Source organism: Streptomyces sp. BR1 (assembly GCF_052373795.1).
Taxonomy (GTDB): domain Bacteria; phylum Actinomycetota; class Actinomycetes; order Streptomycetales; family Streptomycetaceae; genus Streptomyces.
In genome coordinates this window covers 930577-944561 of the sequence record NZ_CM126252.1, presented here as the reverse complement: position 1 = coordinate 944561, position 13985 = coordinate 930577, and the positions used below count along the sequence as shown (strand labels likewise).

The following is a 13985-nucleotide window of genomic DNA, read 5'->3' as shown; positions in this document are numbered from 1 at the left end:
CGCTGAACAGGAACCACCCCTCATGCCTCAGCCCTCCCGCCCCACGCCGTATGAGCGGCGCTCCCTGCGCCTGGCCGACCTCGCGACCATGGGCGCCGCGAAACTCCAGCCGCTGCTGCAGGACAGTTTTGGCAACCTGGTCACGGCCGCCATCGCGGACGCGACCGGACACCTGCCCCGCAGCTCCCGCAAGCTGCTGCACGGACCGCACTTCCGCGACGACCTCGTCGACGCGCTGCGCTTCGCCGAGGGCGAGATACAGGTCTCCTCCGAGCGCATGACCTGGACCGGTGACCCGCGGGCCGAACGCACCACCCGCCAGCTCCAGCAGATCCGCGCCGCCCTGGCCCAGGCCCAAGAGGAGGAGGCCGAGCGGCGCCGCGCCGAACACCGCGCCTCTGCCGCACACCAGGTGGACACCGACTCCGCTGCCACCGCCCGGCTCTGGCTGCGCTGGGCCCAGCCCGACCGCTTCGAACAGCTCCTCGCCCAGGAGTACGCCACCGCCCAGCTCGAACCGCGCGCCGAACGGCGTGATCGGGCCGATGTGTTCGACGCTATCGAATGGGGCGCGGGCGAGGGCTACCTCTTCGCCACCATGACCCCGGCCGTCCACGCGCTGCTGGCCAAGAGCCCCCTCGCGTTCCGCAACATCGTCGCCGACGATGCGCGCGAGCAGGACGAACGCAACGTCGAACTGCGCCACCCGCTGCTGCTGCGCCGCTGGCGCACCGCGCTGGACGAACTCGCCGAGATGACCGCCCCGCTCGCCGGCGCCACCAGCCCCACGCTGCTCGGCCCGCTCACCACCGACCTGGACGCCCTGCCCCGGCAAGCCGCCTTCGCCGTCCTGGGCGCCCGGCGCTTCCTCGTCGCCGTCCACCAGCGCACCGCCGAGAACACCCGCCTCGCCCGCCAGTACGCCCAGACCATCACCCAGCGTGAACAGGACGAGCCCGACCACGGCGCCCACCGGCGCGTCTTCGCCCAGGCCCTTCACCGCCTGGCCGACGAGCACCCGGCCGCCTACGACCACATCCGCCACCGGCTCGCGCCCTTCGAGACCAGCCCCGGCCGCCTCGATATGTCCGTTCTGAACTCCGACCAGCGCGGCGCCCTCAAGCGCCAGGTCCTGGCCGAACTCGCGCCCCCGATCCCGGCACCGGTGACACCGCACCTGTCCACAGCCCGCGTCGTGCCGAGGCCCTCGCCCGCCGCCCGCCCGGCATCCGCCCGCTGAACACCCCCTCACCCCGGACCAACCCTTCCTCGACCTGGAGTTCCTCCTTGCACACCCGATCCGCCCGCCCACTCTCCGCCGCTGCCCTCGCCGTCGCCACCACCGTGACCGGCACGCTCGCCTGGGCCCCGACCGCCTCGGCCCACGCTCCCGAGCCCACGCCGACCACCCCGAGCACGCCCGCCCCGCGGAGCATGGTCGAGTACGGCGGCATCAAGCTCCTCAAGAAGGACCCCGGCGGCGACCTGATGGCCGGCGCCGCCTTCACCCTCCTCGACTCCTCGGGCAAGGAGGTGGCCACCGGCAAGACCGACGCGGACGGCCAGCTGGTCTTCAAGGACCTTGCCGCAGGCGTCTACCGCCTCAAGGAGACCAGCAGCGGCAGCCCTCTGCACAACACCGTCGCCGACCAGGACGTCATCGTCACCCCCGGCAACGGCACGCCCCTGACGGTCATCGACCCCTTCAAGCCCGCCGACCTCACCGTCACCAAGACCGACAAGGTCAGCGGCAAGCCGCTGCCCGGCGCAGTCATCAACATCATCCCGGCGGGCAGCGGCGGCGACCCGGTCACCCTGACCACCGGCAAGGACGGCACCGCCAAGGCCCAGCTCCCGGTTGCCGCCCGCAACGGCACCGCCTACACCGCCACCGAGACCAAGGCCCCCGAGGGCTACCAGCTCGACTCCACGCCGCAGAAGTTCACCGCCAAGCCCGGCTCACCCGTCGCCGTCACCTTCACCGACACCAAGAAGGAGAAGCCCACTCCGCCGCCCACCGTCCCGCCGACGGTGCCGCCCACGAAGCCGCCGGTCACCCCGACGGACAAGCCGACCCCGGACACCAAGCCGTCGGTCTCCGCCTCGGCCTCCGCCACTCCGGCCCCCGACGAAACCGCCTCCAGCACCACCGCGCCCACGCCGCCGGGCTCCCTCGCCCACACCGGCGCCGACGCCACCCCGTGGCTGCTCGGCGGCGCCGGCGTCCTCCTCGCCGGCGGCGGAGGCGCCCTCTTCGCAGCCCGCCGACGCCGTACGGGCGACTCCACGGACGAGAGCTGACCTCTCCCGCATCACCGCCGAAGGCCCCCGGAATCACTGATTCCGGGGGCCTTCGGCGTGGGCGCGTGGGGAAGCGGACCGGTGGACCAACGCCCGACCAGTGCTCCAGCCCGTGGCGCGGCCTCGGCTCGGAGCGCCCTACCGGGATCGGAGGATGATCGCCAGGAGCCGTTCGGCGCGCGCCCTGACCTGCGGTTCGGGGTGCGTCAGCGCCACGGCGAACAGCACCGTCAGCAACGCCAGAAGTGGGCTGGAGAAGGTCATGAACTGCGTATCAATCGTCGTCATGCACAAGAAGCTACTCGAAGCGCCTTGACATGAACGTTTCACTAATGTACCCCGCAAGGGGGGCGGATTAAGCTAAAAGGATCAAATATCAACACTCTTGCTGGTGAGGTGTGTTGATGTCCGACAGGCCCCCCGGAGTCCCGCGGTGAAGACCGTAACTCGACTGTTATCGAGCCTGCTTGGGCTCTCCCGACTTCGAGATCGGCGGCGGCCCCTGGTGGCGATGCGGACGGCTGCGCCCAACCAGGTGCGGCAGGCTCGGCCCCCGCGCAGCCGCCGAGCGGTCACTACTGACGGGCGGCGCCGCGCACCTAACGGTGGCCGGTGTCTCCATGCCCGCGTCGATCGACGGTAAGCATGCGGTCCTGGAGGTCATTGCGCAGGAGGTCAGCGTCTAGGTTTACCGGGTGAGTGCGCGGCCCCAGCTTCCAGGTGATCCCTCCGACCTGCGCTTGCGCATCTCCTACGACGACGAGCTCTGGGACACCCCGCAGGCCGACACGATGGAGCGATGGAGCGTGACCGTCCTGCACCGTCGGCGTGTGCACGACGGAGACCGGGGGTCCGCGGCCACGTGCAGTTGCGCCGCAGTGGATTGCCCCTCGTGCACGGTCGAGGACGCCGTCGTGGGGTCGATGACGTTCTACCGGGTGCACCTCGACCGCGGCCGGAACGCCTACTGGGCCATGGAGGAGGAGGGCGAGGATCTCTTCGAAATCGCCCAGGTGCTCCTTGATCCCGCGACGGGCTCGTTCGCCAGCGAGGTCAGCGAGCGTCTGGAGTACGTCGGCTCCGGGCTGCTCATCATGGACCGGGTGACGCTGGATCCGGCGTGGCGGGGGCATGGTCTGGCGGCCGTGCTCGGCTGTGAGGTGATCCACCGGCTCATGATCGGCTGCCGGGCGGTCGCGTGTTCTCCGGGGGTTACTGACCTTAGTAGCCAGCGGCTCACCGACCGGTCCGAGTGGGACCGTGTGAACGCCAAGATTGCCCAGGGCTGGGAGAGTCTCGGATTCCGCCCGTACCGGGACAATGTGTATCTGCTCTCGCCCACCTCGCAGGATCTGGAGGAGCAGCGCTCCGTACTTCGGGGGCGGCTTGCGGCGCTCGGTGCATCCTGGAGGGCCGGGGCATCACGAGGGGCGGCGCCGCTGTGAGAGGCGGGTGCTCCAGAGAAGGCTCCAGTCACGGCGGCGGGTCGGCGCCTCGCTCTGGTCTGGCGTCGCCTTTGGGGGCGGCACGATTCTGTCGGGCTCCAGGCCGATCTTGTCCGGGTGGACGCAGGCCGGCACGGTCTCGTCGTAGGTGTAGCGGTGTCCGTTCTCCGGATGGAACGGGCACTCCCAGGACGGCCTGCTGTAGACCACGAACTGCTCGCGCGGGTACCGGGTGGCTGGGCAGATCCCGCAGACGGGCCGCTTGGGGTCCGCGCGGTCCGGATCGATGTACGGCGGACCGGCGGGTTCCGGGATCTCCATAGCTGCCACAGAGTAGCGGGCCGAGCTCGCCGCGTTGCCCGAGCCGCAGCCAAAGGGTGTGCAGGACGACAGTTCGCCGGGGGCAGACAGGAAAGATCGCGAAAGGACTAGTGGAAGCCGCCAGGGGCATGTCAACGTGGACGACCTTCCCCGAAACCCCAGGTCAGAGAGGTGATGCCTGTGACTGTGGACGCGTCCACACCCGGATTCTCCACCACCACTGATGCCCTGCGGCTGCGCTCGTGGCAGCTGGGCCCCGGCCAGCCGACGATGGTCACCGACCTGTTCACGGCGGAGCTCTTCCACCTTGTCGTGGATGACCGGGCCGATGTCCACGTCAGCAGCAAGGACGGCCGCTTCTACCTTGGGTGGTTCCCGCTGGGACGCCCCGGCACCGACGGCGACGGCTGGACCCTCGCCGTCACCGGCACCGCCACGGTCCCCGGCTACCGGATCCGCTTCGACACCGAGACGCCGGCGGAGATCGTCGCGGCCACGGTCCAGCGCGTACTGGCCACTTCCCGCCCGCTGTGAATCCGTGTCACCGCGCGGCTCGGAGCTGCTGCTCACGTACGGCACGTAGCCTGCCCCTCGGCCCCTGACGGGGCGCCCATTACTACAAGGAGATGCGTCTTGGCCCCGGAGCTGACCGTCAGTGACCTGCTGGACCGTCTGTCCGCCACTGATCGTGACGTGGTGGTCCGTCTGTGGATCAACCCCTTCGCCCGCACCACCCGCCGTCTGGGCGGCGTGATCCCCACGCGCGACGACGCCGACCGGCCGGTGGTGTTCATCGCCGAGGCCAAGGACACCGAGCCGCTCGGCACACTGCCCGAGCCGACCGTCGGCGACCTGCTCGACCAGCTGTCGGCCTGCGACCGCAATGCCGCCGTACAGTTCGCCCTCAACCCCGCCTTCCCCATGGCCCACCGTGCGGGCCCCGTGGCCGACGCCCGCGACGACAAGGGCCGCCCCGTGGTGCTCCTCACCGAACCGGACGTGGACGAGGCCGAACAGTTCGGCCCGCTCCTGCCCCACGTCGCGGTCGCCCTGACCTGGCACGCACCGACCGAGGCCCCGCCGCGCCACCGGCGAGGCACCCGCCCCAGCGGCGGGCAGTGAACCACCCACGAGCCCACGGAGGCGCCCCTGCACCCGCACCATCCCTCTGACTCCTCCTACCCCCTGCCGCCTCTCCCGGTGCACTGGGTCACCCCACGCCACCTGGCCGGCGACGACGACGTCCTCGCCGAGCGGATCGGCGACACCGTGACCGGTCTGGGCTGGCGCATGTGGCCGACCTCCCGCGACACGCTGCTGTATGTGAGCCCCGACGGGCTGCGCGCAGCCGAATGGACTCTGGTCAGCAGCCCGTTCACGCTCGGCGGCCTGGGGGTGGCCCTGCAGATCTCCGCCCGCCCGGACGCCGACAGCGTGATGGTGCAGTGGAACGCCTACTTCACCACCGGCGTGCCGCACGAGGCACTGCACGACTTCCTCGTCGCGCTCGACGCCAGCGCGCTGCCCGATACCGGCTTCGCGGAGCCCGAGGCAGTGGTGGTGGCACTGAGCGCGCAGGGCTGGATCCGTGACGTGGACCGCCCTGGCGCCGCCGCCATGGACCCGGGCTTCGCCTCGCACGTCTCGCTTGAGCTGCCGCCGGACTCGATCGCGGACGCCGACGTGCGGGAGGACCTGATGGGCTGGCAGGCATGGGCCGAGCCCATCTTCGGCGCCCCCTACCTGTGGTGCGCGAACTTCAGCCCGAGCGTCCCCAACGAGCTGGTCGCGGTGTTCGCCGCCTCGCTCGCCTCCCCGGTCCCGGTGGCGCGCCACCGCCTGCCTCACAGCACGGAAGAGCGCCTCACCATCGTCCACCGCGGCTGACCCCGGGGGCGGCCCGGCCGACAACCCCGGCCGGGCCCTGCCGCCCGCGGGCCGCATCCCGCCTCAGCCCTTGGAAGAGGTGTCCCTGACGAACGCACCCCCTGCCGTCGGCGCGCAGTGCTGCGAGCGCTGCGGCGCCATCGGCTTCCTCGCCCGCAACCGCGACCTCGCCCCCTCGCCCACCTGGTGCATCAGCTGCCACGAACGGGCCGACACCACCCAGGCCCGCGCGGGTCACCCCTGCGAGGACGCCTGCGCCCTCGCCACCGACCACGACGGCCTGTGCACCGTACGCGTCTGACCGCTATTTCCCCGCCGCCTACCTCACGGAGGTCTCTTGTCCCTGTCGTTGATCCGCCTCGCCATCGGCCGTACGAGCGGCACCGTTCATTACGGCGTCCTGCTCGACGGCGCCCAGCCGCTGGCCGCGTGTGGCACACGCGCGCCCGGCCTCCAGCCCGTCGGCGAGACCACGGCTCACACCCTGTGCCAGGGCTGCACGCGCGCCTGGCTCATCATCACCACGGCGCCGCACCCCGGCGGTGAACCGGACTTCCGCCCGGCTGCGGGCGCGGGCAAGAGCGCCGCAGCACACCGGCCGATACCCGGGCATCTGCTGGGCTACTGCGGCAAGCCGCTCGATGACCGGCCGTCCACCGCGCGGCGCGTGTGCGCCAACTGCAGCGCGCTCGACACCGTCCTCGACCGCTTCCGCCGCACTGCCGGCGAGCTGACGCTGCCCGGTGGCGAGCCGTGCCATGTCGACGACGCCTTGCTGTGGGCCCCCAAGGGCCGCGGCAACCTCGTCATCGGCCATCACCGCGACGCGGCCACCGGCACGGCGTACTGCGGTCAGATGCTGGAGCGCCCCCATCCCGGTGCCCAGGCGTGCACGGCTTGCCGGCGCCGCTGGGAGGAGGCGGAGGTGCTGCGGCAGATCCAGACCCTGCCCCGAATACGGCAGGAGACGACCGGCTGGCAAGACCGGGCACGGGAGACGTTCGACGACGTTGCCGCCGCGCTGGAACCCGGCGACGCCTACACCCTCTCCGGGTGCGCCCAGCGCCACCATGTGGCCCACGTCCTCGGCCGCGGCGGCATGGGGCCCACTGAACTGCTCGTCTACCTCACCGGCGAGGACCGCCTCAGCGAGGTCCGCTTGCGCCGCGAGCGCCTGGTCGCCGTGGAGCGCCCCGGTCCCGGAGGGCCGAGGGCGAGTAGTGAACTGTAAGCGTCAGAGCATGCGTTGACCCAGCCCGTAGCCCGGCAGGCCCTTGGCCTGCCGGGCTTTCGCCGTACGCGCAGTGATACCCGCTCTTGGAACTCGAAGGGTGCGGTGGTCTGATGAGTCCATGATCATGCCGCTCCGTCCTGGCCTTCCTGAGCAGACCGTCTGGCCCGGATCGCGTCCGTCGCTGTGCGGCCTTCTGAAATGGATGGCTTCCGACACTTACCACTGGCTCCGTGACGGCTACGGACCACATACTCCGCCGCCCGGCGAAGAGACCTTCACGGACGTCCATATCCGTCATCTGCGCCAGGCCATGGGCAGTCGCGTCAAAGTCGTTCAGTTCAACAAGGAGCAGGAGAGCTTCAACGGGGCGGACTGGGAACTGTGGATCCACAACCGATCTCACGGACTGGGGTTTCGGATCCAGGCCAAGAAGGAGTCCAAAGAAGGGCAATACGGCTTCCGGTACTGGCTGGATGAGCGCAAGGCGTTCCAGTGCGACCTGCTCATTCACGATGCGCAGGCCGTGGGGTGCATCCCGGTGTATCTCCTGTACAACCACGAGGCGTGGGCGATCCGAAAGGACGCGGCGCGGTTGCTGTGCGGGCATACGGCCGATGACCGTTCGCACTACGGCTGTTCGCTCCTCTCCGCCCACCAGGTTCAGGCGCAACTCTTCTCTCAGGCTCTCGGCGTCAGGGGGCGGATTTCCCATGTGCAGCTCAGGGAGATCTCCGCGCCGTGGAATCAGGTGCTGTGTGATCTGAAGGGCAAGGCCGGTGCGCGAGACCCGCGTGGCACCGGCACGCTGCAGGCCATCCAGCGCCGGGCCGAGGCCGTGGAGCGCGCCGGGTGGGCGACGCTGTCGAGCGTCGACCGCGGTGAGTTCGCCTCCCCGAGCCACGCCTGTGGAGGGAACCCCGAGGTCCGCGTCGGGACCTGGCTCGGTGATCAGGCGACCGAGGAGCGACCCGAGCCGGTACTGCGGGCGCTTCCGGACCGCGTGCTGCGCTTGCTGGAGGCGGACCCGTTGCGCCCGCCGGAGCAGCCGATCCCCACCCGCGCGGTGGTCCTGTACGACGTGAGCGACGCCGAGGAGACCGTGAACCACCTCGTGGGGTGCGTGCGCTACTAGCGGGGGATGGCGATACGACGGTGCCCCGGATGCTGCTGTGGCAGCGTCCGGGGCACCGGTATGGGAGGCGGGGGCTTAGCGGGACTGGGCCTTGGCGAGCGCCTTGTCCAGGTGGGCATCGACGAGGGCCGGGGAACCGGCGACGATGACCACCACGGTCCCGGTGCGGATGGCCGTCTGCTTGACGACGCTGCGCTGTCCGCCGGTGGAGTAGGTGAGCAGCTGACTCCACTGCTCCTCGCCGAGCTTGGGAGCCGTGGTGGCCTGGGCGGTCATGTCGATGGCCGTGGTGCCCGAGACGACCTGGTACGTCGGGCAGGAGGCCATCGCGTCGAAGATGCGGCCGACGCCCGCGGACAGTTTGGGTGCGGTGTCGCTGTAGAGCTCCTCGCTCACCTCGGAGGTGCCGTCGGCGCCGTAGGTGAACGCGGCCTTCGCCTTGCGCGGGAAGTCGAGGCTTGCGCCGGTCGCCGCGTCCCCGCCGAGTTTCTCCAGCGCGGGGCAGCCGATCACCGAGACATCGTCGTGCTGGGCGCGCTCGGCTTTGCGTACGTAGCCCTCGCCCAGGTCCTGCTCGGTCAGGAGCCGTGTGCTCAGCGCGGCCGAGGACAGCGGTGTGGCCCCGGTGGTGCCGCTTGTACCACGAGGCGAGGAGGCTGCTGCCGGTGAAGCCCCCGGGGAGCTCGAGCTGTCGTCGGAGCAGCCCGTAAGGGCGAGGGAGACGAGTGTGGTCAGGACGAGTGCGGTCGTGGTGTGGCGACGCATGCGGAACCCCTTGGTGTATGGCACGGACGGTCTGACTTGGGCCGACGCGGGATCCGCTGCCGGCGGGTAGGGGTTACGGGTGGTCAGTGGCCCAGGTGGCGCAGGCCCTCGTCCAAGGTGGGGTGGAAGTGGTCCACGGGACCGGAGTTGCGGTTGTACCAGGCCGGGTCGAGGCGCGGCTCGGCGGTGTTGTGGCCGGCGCGGCAGCGCAGCCAGATCGTGTCGTCGCGCATGCTGAACACGATCCAGTCCCGGTAGGCGCCGCACTGCGGGCACTCGCGGACCTCGCCGTCGATGACCAGCGGCTGCTCCCAGCGCATCATCAGTCCTTCGACCTCGTGGCGGGAGGGCACGCGAAGGTCCGGCGGCGGGAAGTCGGGCACCTCCCCGATGCCCTCGCCGTGGGCGGGCGGTACAGGCTCGGCGGCCGGGCTGGCGAAGTCGGGTGCCTGCCAGGTCGCGTGCATCTGCAGCAGCGCCTGGCCGGCGCGCTGGGCGTCACGGAACTCGCGGTCCGCGCGGCGTCGAAACATATGTCCCCCTCTTCGTCGTTCATCGGCCACACGGAGAGTGCCCCAGGGGTCTGACCTGCTGCAACTTGTGCATTCGGGAATCATCTCGTCTTCCTGGGCGGGGTGTTGCGGCCGGTGGAGGGCCGCTTCGGGCGCCCGGCGCTCTGCGGTGTGGCGGTGTCGGCCTCGGGCATGGCGGAGGCGTCGGCGGGAAGGTCGGCCAGGCGGCGCAGCCGCCAGACCAGAACGTCGCTGACTGACTCGGCGGTGTCGAGTTCGCGGCGGGCGACGGCCTTGGCGAGCAGCGCACCGGGCTCGTGGCCGGCGGCTTCGACGTCGGCGAGGGTGGCGGCGAGCGCGTGCCAGCCGGGCTCGGCAAGGATCTGCTCGGCCAGATGCGGCACCGCCTGGCGCAGGTGGGCCGCCTGGCGGCGCTGGAGCGGCTGGGAGAGGCGGCGGCCACGGTGGCGCAGGACGGCCATCGGGTGCTGGGCGGCGGACTGGTAGGCGGCGCGCAGGTGTTCGGCTGCCTGGCGGGCGGCAGCGGCCTGCTGGGCGTGGTTCTTGCGGCCGTGCCAGTGGGCCGCGGCGATGACCAGGAAGGCGACCATATCGATCACCATGGCGGTGGTGGCGCCGTCCTCGCCGCGCCCCTGCGCGGTGCCGCCGTAGACGAGGTCGCGGGCGGCCTGGCGCAGAGCGCGGTCGTGGCCCCGCTCGGCTTGGACGTGGGAGCGGGAGGCCCGCTCGAAAGCGCGTGCCGCTTCCTGGAGTTGTTTACGGGTGTGGGCAGCGGAGGTTTTGGCGAGGGCGTCGAGGATCTCGCCGACCGCCGCGATGTGGGCTGCGGTCTGGTGGTCGTTGCCGTGGTCGATGATCAGGAGTGCCTGCCAGGCGGCGGCTGCCGTGCGCCGCCGGGCCTGCGCCGGACCGGCCGGCGTGCCCATGTGGTGTTCGGGGGCGGGGTCGTGCTGGGCGGCGGACCAGCGCTCACGGATGCGGGGCAAGGACAGGTCGGGGGCGAGCGTGGAGCCCGCGAAGTAAACCGGCTCGGCGTCCCCGGTGCGGTCATCAACCAGCGCCACCGTGTAGCCCAGCACGTCACCGGACGGCGCGGTGCGCTTGCGGATGAGCAGGCCGGCGGCGGCCAGCCGGTCGAAGAACTCCTCCTCGCTGGTGGCGCCGGCCACCGCCCGGCGGACCGTCTCGCGCAGTTCCTCGCGGGCGGTCCGCTCTCGGCCCTGGCGCTCGGCCTTGTGGCGCTCCGCGCTGGTGGGGCGCTTGGCGGCGGTGCCGTCGCCCGCGTTGACCAGGGTCAGGCCCAACTCCTTCTCGATGAGTCGGCATTCGGCCTGGGCCCGCATGCCGGAGCGGAAGTCGTCGGGGCGGCTGCCGTCCTCGCATACGAGGGTGGCGACGATGTGGATGTGATCGTCGGCGTGGCGTACGGCCGCCCAGCGGCAGCCGGGTTCCCCGTTGCCGGGGTCGATGCCGGTGGCGGCGACAATCCTGCGGGCGATGTCCGCCCAGTCGTCGTCGGACAGGATGCGGTCGCCCGGGGCGGCACGCACCGAGGTGTGCCAGACGTGCTTGGTGGGGCGGGCATGGGCCGGCAGAGCTTGGACGGGCTGGTCGAGCAGGACCGCCAGTTCTTGCAGGGTGGCGTCGTAGTCATGGGTGCGGCCGGGGTCGGGGGCCATGCCGTCGAAGGACGCGACGAGGTGCGGGTCGACATGCTCCTCGGCTTCCCCGGGCTCGTACAGGTAGTAGAGCAGGCCCCTCGTCCGGTCACCGGTGTTGTTGATGCTGGGGATCATGCCGGGGTCTGCTGGCGGTCGATGAGCTGTGCGGCGGCCTCGTGGACGCGGTCGGCCGCGGCGCGGACGGCGGCGATGGCGGCATCGAGCTGCGGTGCCGCGGCGCCGGAATTGAGTGCCTTGACGGCCTGGTTGAGGTTGCTGCCCGCCCAGCCGAGACGGCGGCGGGAGTCGAACAGGGCGGTCAGGACTTCGCGGTCGTCGGCGATCTCGGCGGCGGTGCGGTCAGCGTCGCGGGCGGCGCGCAGGGCGGAGCGGGCGAGGAAGCCGGCGACGGACAGATTCGACTGGGCGGCGGCGGACTTGATCAGGGCGAACTCTTCATCGTTGAAGCGTGCATTGGGCTGGTGCAGACGCTTCTTCTCGCGCGGCTGGCGCGGACGCTGACGGGCGCGCGGCGCGGCGGACGAGCGGCGACGGAGGCGGTTAGCTTCGTTCTTCCCCCCAGGCTTCGGTCCGCCCTCGGTCGAAGCCTGCCGGACCTGCGCCCCCTGGTGCAGGTCCGCTCCCGCCCCCTTCGGGGCGGGGTCGGCGGAAGCTACGCTTCCGCCCCAACTTGCTCCCCGCGAGAGGGAGTTGGTTGCCGCCTCGTCGCGGGTGTGGGGCTGGGGGGCGTTCGGGTTCGTCATCGGGTGTGGTCCCTCATGGTGCGGGTGTGGTGCTGGATCTGGGCGGCGAGATCGACCAGGGCGGCGGCCCCGTCCAGGACACGGACGGGGGCCTCGGGCGCGCTCTGCACGAGCCACTGCCCGTTCGGGGCCAAGACAGCGGCGTGCAGGAAACGGTGCCGGACCAGGACCTCGGCCCAGGCGCTCGCTTCGTCTGCGGTCGGGATCGACGTACGGGAGTGGCGGGAGCGAATGGCAGGTCCTCCAGGGCTGGGGCGGTGGCCCGGCACCGGACCGAGCCACCGCGTCATCGGGGGCGATAGGGCCATTGACCTGCGGTTATCGCCTGGTCATCCGCATATCGGGCAGCCTTCGAAGTGCCGGCCGAGGGCCCTGGCCATGCGGGACCTCACGGCCAGCGCGTTGGTCGCGCTGGTCTTCGCGGCCTTTGTGCCCGCGCTGCGCTGGGAGTGGTTGCGCAGGAAGGTGATGTCCCGCTCGTAGCCGCTCTTGATGCGCTCGAAGCGCTCGCAGGTCTTCATCGGGCTCTCCTCGTGTCTCGGGGCAGGTGGGCGAGCGCCGGGTCTGCGTACAGGGCGGCCTGGATCTCGCTGAACAGCTCGTTGCTGACGGTGATACCGGCGTTCCGCAGGTGCGGGCGGATGGCCCGGCGGGTCATCCGGCCTTCACCGAGGGCGGCCTCGCGCGCGACTGCGACCTTGGCTTCCCACGGGACTTCGTCCTGGTCCGCGGGCTTGGTCCGCTGGTCCGACGCTGGGATGCCAGGGGCCGTGCTCCGCACCCCCTGCGGTCCGCCCGAGGAGCCGTCCTCGACCTGGTCCGCCGGCGGTTCCAGAGGTTGGTCCGCTTCGTGGTCCGGGCGGTTCGGTGCGGGGTTGGTCCGCTGGTCTGTAGGGGCGGAGTCGGCCGGTTGGTCCGCGGTCGGTGTGTCGTGGTCCGCGGTCTGTGGGTGCTCGCGGTCCGGCACCTGGTCCGCTGGGGCGCCGTGGTCCGCGCCCACCGGACCAGACCCGTCGGCCGGACCGTGTACGCGGTCCGCCCGCTCGTGGTCCGCCGGACCATCCGGTCCAGAGGCCACTTGACCTGCGGAGCTGCTGGTCCGCCCCTCGCTGTCGGCCTCCTGCGGACCAGCGGCGATCTGCTGGTCCGCAGCGGGCGCACCGTCGTCCGCGACCCGGTCCGCTTCGTGGTCCGGGCGGTTCGGTGCGGGGTTGGTCCGCTGGTCCGTAGGGGCGGAGTCGGCCGGTTGGTCCGCGGTCGGTGTGTCGTGGTCCGCGGTCTGTGGGTGCTCGCGGTCCGGCACCTGGTCCGCTGGGGCGCCGTGGTCCGCGCCCACCGGACCAGACCCGTCGGCCGGACCGTGCTCGTCGTCGGCGAGGGTGGAGACCGTCGGTTGGTCCGCGGACCGCCAGCGATCGCGGTCCGATATCTGGTCAGCCCAGGCACCCGGAGCCGCGCTCTCCGGACCGGTCTGGTCCGCTGGTCCGTCGGCGTGGTCCGCCGAGGGCCTGGTGCGGTCGGTGGTGACGGTGGCACCGAGGTGCACGGCCAGTGCCGCGGCGAGCGGCGGCACGGCCGAGACGCCGATCACCAGGTACGGGCTGGCGATGAGGTGCCCGGTCGACACGAGGTGGCCCAAGGCGTTGAGCAGGACGGAGACAGCGACGGTGAGAAGCGTCAGGACGCGACCGAGGCGGCGGCCGGTGCCCGCGGCGATCCAGGCGAGGCCAGCGACCAGAGCCAGGACGTCGACGCTGACGGGAAGGGCCCAGGAGAGCACGTATCCCCAGCCCACGGCACGGCCAAGGCCGGCGAGGGTGGCAGCAGAGGCCGCCATGGCGACAACAGCGACCAAGGCGGCACCGCCGATGATCAAGTTGCGGTGGGTCCTGGCGATGCTCACCGGTGGCACCTCACGGTCTACGTGGTCTCGATGGCGAAG

At 71.4% G+C, this 13985-nt stretch carries 18 protein-coding genes; 9 read left to right on the top strand and 9 right to left on the bottom strand.

Annotated elements, in window-relative coordinates; translation table 11 throughout:
- Positions 1-22 precede the first annotated feature (22 nt).
- Positions 23-1240, top strand: coding sequence for a hypothetical protein (locus tag ACT1U9_RS04245; protein ID WP_444537022.1), 1218 nt, complete (start codon positions 23-25; stop codon positions 1238-1240).
- A 47-nt stretch (positions 1241-1287) separates the two neighbouring features.
- Positions 1288-2301, top strand: a complete 1014-nt coding sequence (locus ACT1U9_RS04240; RefSeq protein ID WP_444537021.1) for an MSCRAMM family protein — start codon at positions 1288-1290, stop codon at positions 2299-2301.
- A 138-nt stretch (positions 2302-2439) separates the two neighbouring features.
- Here ACT1U9_RS04240 and ACT1U9_RS04235 read toward each other — a convergent pair whose 3' ends face one another.
- The gene (locus ACT1U9_RS04235; protein WP_444537020.1) at positions 2440-2589 is read right to left on the bottom strand and encodes a hypothetical protein; all 150 of its coding nucleotides are present in this window, start codon (positions 2587-2589) and stop codon (positions 2440-2442) included.
- Between the two features lie 407 nt (positions 2590-2996).
- Between ACT1U9_RS04235 and ACT1U9_RS04230 the strand changes: the two genes are divergently transcribed.
- Positions 2997-3746, top strand: a complete 750-nt coding sequence (locus ACT1U9_RS04230; protein WP_444537019.1) for a hypothetical protein — start codon at positions 2997-2999, stop codon at positions 3744-3746.
- Here the strand turns inward: ACT1U9_RS04230 and ACT1U9_RS04225 are convergent.
- The gene (locus ACT1U9_RS04225; protein ID WP_444537018.1) at positions 3723-4067 is read right to left on the bottom strand and encodes a hypothetical protein; all 345 of its coding nucleotides are present in this window, start codon (positions 4065-4067) and stop codon (positions 3723-3725) included. The genes ACT1U9_RS04230 and ACT1U9_RS04225 overlap by 24 nt on opposite strands.
- A gap of 174 nt (positions 4068-4241) precedes the next feature.
- Here ACT1U9_RS04225 and ACT1U9_RS04220 point away from each other — a divergent pair, with 174 nt between their 5' ends.
- The 6 genes from ACT1U9_RS04220 (at position 4242) to ACT1U9_RS04195 (ending at position 8320) form a co-directional block, all read left to right on the top strand.
- Positions 4242-4601 carry a DUF317 domain-containing protein gene (locus tag ACT1U9_RS04220; protein WP_444537017.1) on the top strand — a complete coding sequence of 120 codons (360 nt, stop codon included), beginning with the start codon at positions 4242-4244 and terminating at the stop codon, positions 4599-4601.
- A 99-nt stretch (positions 4602-4700) separates the two neighbouring features.
- Positions 4701-5189: a hypothetical protein gene (locus ACT1U9_RS04215; RefSeq protein ID WP_444537016.1), complete on the top strand. Its 489-nt coding sequence runs from the start codon at positions 4701-4703 to the stop codon at positions 5187-5189.
- 78 nt (positions 5190-5267) lie between these two features.
- Positions 5268-5954, top strand: a complete 687-nt coding sequence (locus ACT1U9_RS04210) for a DUF317 domain-containing protein (RefSeq protein WP_444537015.1) — start codon at positions 5268-5270, stop codon at positions 5952-5954.
- 79 nt (positions 5955-6033) lie between these two features.
- Complete coding sequence (locus tag ACT1U9_RS04205; protein WP_444537014.1) at positions 6034-6255, top strand: hypothetical protein; 222 nt, start codon at positions 6034-6036, stop codon at positions 6253-6255.
- Positions 6256-6291: 36 nt separating this feature from the next.
- Complete coding sequence (locus tag ACT1U9_RS04200) at positions 6292-7185, top strand: hypothetical protein (RefSeq protein WP_444537013.1); 894 nt, start codon at positions 6292-6294, stop codon at positions 7183-7185.
- A gap of 121 nt (positions 7186-7306) precedes the next feature.
- Complete coding sequence (locus ACT1U9_RS04195) at positions 7307-8320, top strand: DUF6615 family protein (protein ID WP_444537012.1); 1014 nt, start codon at positions 7307-7309, stop codon at positions 8318-8320.
- Positions 8321-8395: 75 nt separating this feature from the next.
- Here the strand turns inward: ACT1U9_RS04195 and ACT1U9_RS04190 are convergent, their stop codons facing one another.
- The 7 genes from ACT1U9_RS04190 to ACT1U9_RS04160 form a co-directional block, all read right to left on the bottom strand.
- A complete protein-coding gene (locus ACT1U9_RS04190) occupies positions 8396-9085 on the bottom strand; it encodes a hypothetical protein (protein WP_444537011.1) in 690 nt (229 codons plus the stop codon).
- A gap of 83 nt (positions 9086-9168) precedes the next feature.
- Positions 9169-9618 (bottom strand): hypothetical protein, encoded by a 450-nt coding sequence (locus ACT1U9_RS04185; protein ID WP_444537010.1) that lies wholly within the window; start codon positions 9616-9618, stop codon positions 9169-9171.
- A gap of 80 nt (positions 9619-9698) precedes the next feature.
- Positions 9699-11414, bottom strand: a complete 1716-nt coding sequence (locus ACT1U9_RS04180) for a mobilization protein (RefSeq protein WP_444537009.1) — start codon at positions 11412-11414, stop codon at positions 9699-9701.
- Entirely contained in the window at positions 11411-12043 is a 633-nt protein-coding gene (locus ACT1U9_RS04175; protein WP_444537008.1) for a plasmid mobilization protein, read from the bottom strand. Before ACT1U9_RS04175 ends, ACT1U9_RS04180 begins: the two co-directional genes overlap by 4 nt.
- The gene (locus tag ACT1U9_RS04170; RefSeq protein WP_444537007.1) at positions 12040-12177 is read right to left on the bottom strand and encodes a hypothetical protein; all 138 of its coding nucleotides are present in this window, start codon (positions 12175-12177) and stop codon (positions 12040-12042) included. The genes ACT1U9_RS04175 and ACT1U9_RS04170 overlap by 4 nt, the downstream gene beginning before the upstream one ends.
- 195 nt (positions 12178-12372) lie before the next feature.
- Positions 12373-12564 carry a hypothetical protein gene (locus ACT1U9_RS04165; RefSeq protein WP_444537006.1) on the bottom strand — a complete coding sequence of 64 codons (192 nt, stop codon included), beginning with the start codon at positions 12562-12564 and terminating at the stop codon, positions 12373-12375.
- Positions 12561-13946: a DUF2637 domain-containing protein gene (locus ACT1U9_RS04160; RefSeq protein WP_444537005.1), complete on the bottom strand. Its 1386-nt coding sequence runs from the start codon at positions 13944-13946 to the stop codon at positions 12561-12563. The genes ACT1U9_RS04165 and ACT1U9_RS04160 overlap by 4 nt, the downstream gene beginning before the upstream one ends.
- Positions 13947-13985: the final 39 nt, after the last annotated feature.

Coding starts and splice junctions, on each gene's coding strand:
- ACT1U9_RS04245 (WP_444537022.1), top strand. CDS start 23: ATGCCTCAGCCCTCCCGCCCCACGCCGTATGAGCGGCGCTCCCTGCGC.
- ACT1U9_RS04235 (WP_444537020.1), bottom strand. CDS start 2,589: ATGACGACGATTGATACGCAGTTCATGACCTTCTCCAGCCCACTTCTG.
- ACT1U9_RS04225 (WP_444537018.1), bottom strand. CDS start 4,067: ATGGAGATCCCGGAACCCGCCGGTCCGCCGTACATCGATCCGGACCGC.
- ACT1U9_RS04220 (WP_444537017.1), top strand. CDS start 4,242: ATGCCTGTGACTGTGGACGCGTCCACACCCGGATTCTCCACCACCACT.
- ACT1U9_RS04195 (WP_444537012.1), top strand. CDS start 7,307: ATGATCATGCCGCTCCGTCCTGGCCTTCCTGAGCAGACCGTCTGGCCC.
- ACT1U9_RS04190 (WP_444537011.1), bottom strand. CDS start 9,085: ATGCGTCGCCACACCACGACCGCACTCGTCCTGACCACACTCGTCTCC.
- ACT1U9_RS04185 (WP_444537010.1), bottom strand. CDS start 9,618: ATGTTTCGACGCCGCGCGGACCGCGAGTTCCGTGACGCCCAGCGCGCC.
- ACT1U9_RS04180 (WP_444537009.1), bottom strand. CDS start 11,414: ATGATCCCCAGCATCAACAACACCGGTGACCGGACGAGGGGCCTGCTC.
- ACT1U9_RS04175 (WP_444537008.1), bottom strand. CDS start 12,043: ATGACGAACCCGAACGCCCCCCAGCCCCACACCCGCGACGAGGCGGCA.
- ACT1U9_RS04165 (WP_444537006.1), bottom strand. CDS start 12,564: ATGAAGACCTGCGAGCGCTTCGAGCGCATCAAGAGCGGCTACGAGCGG.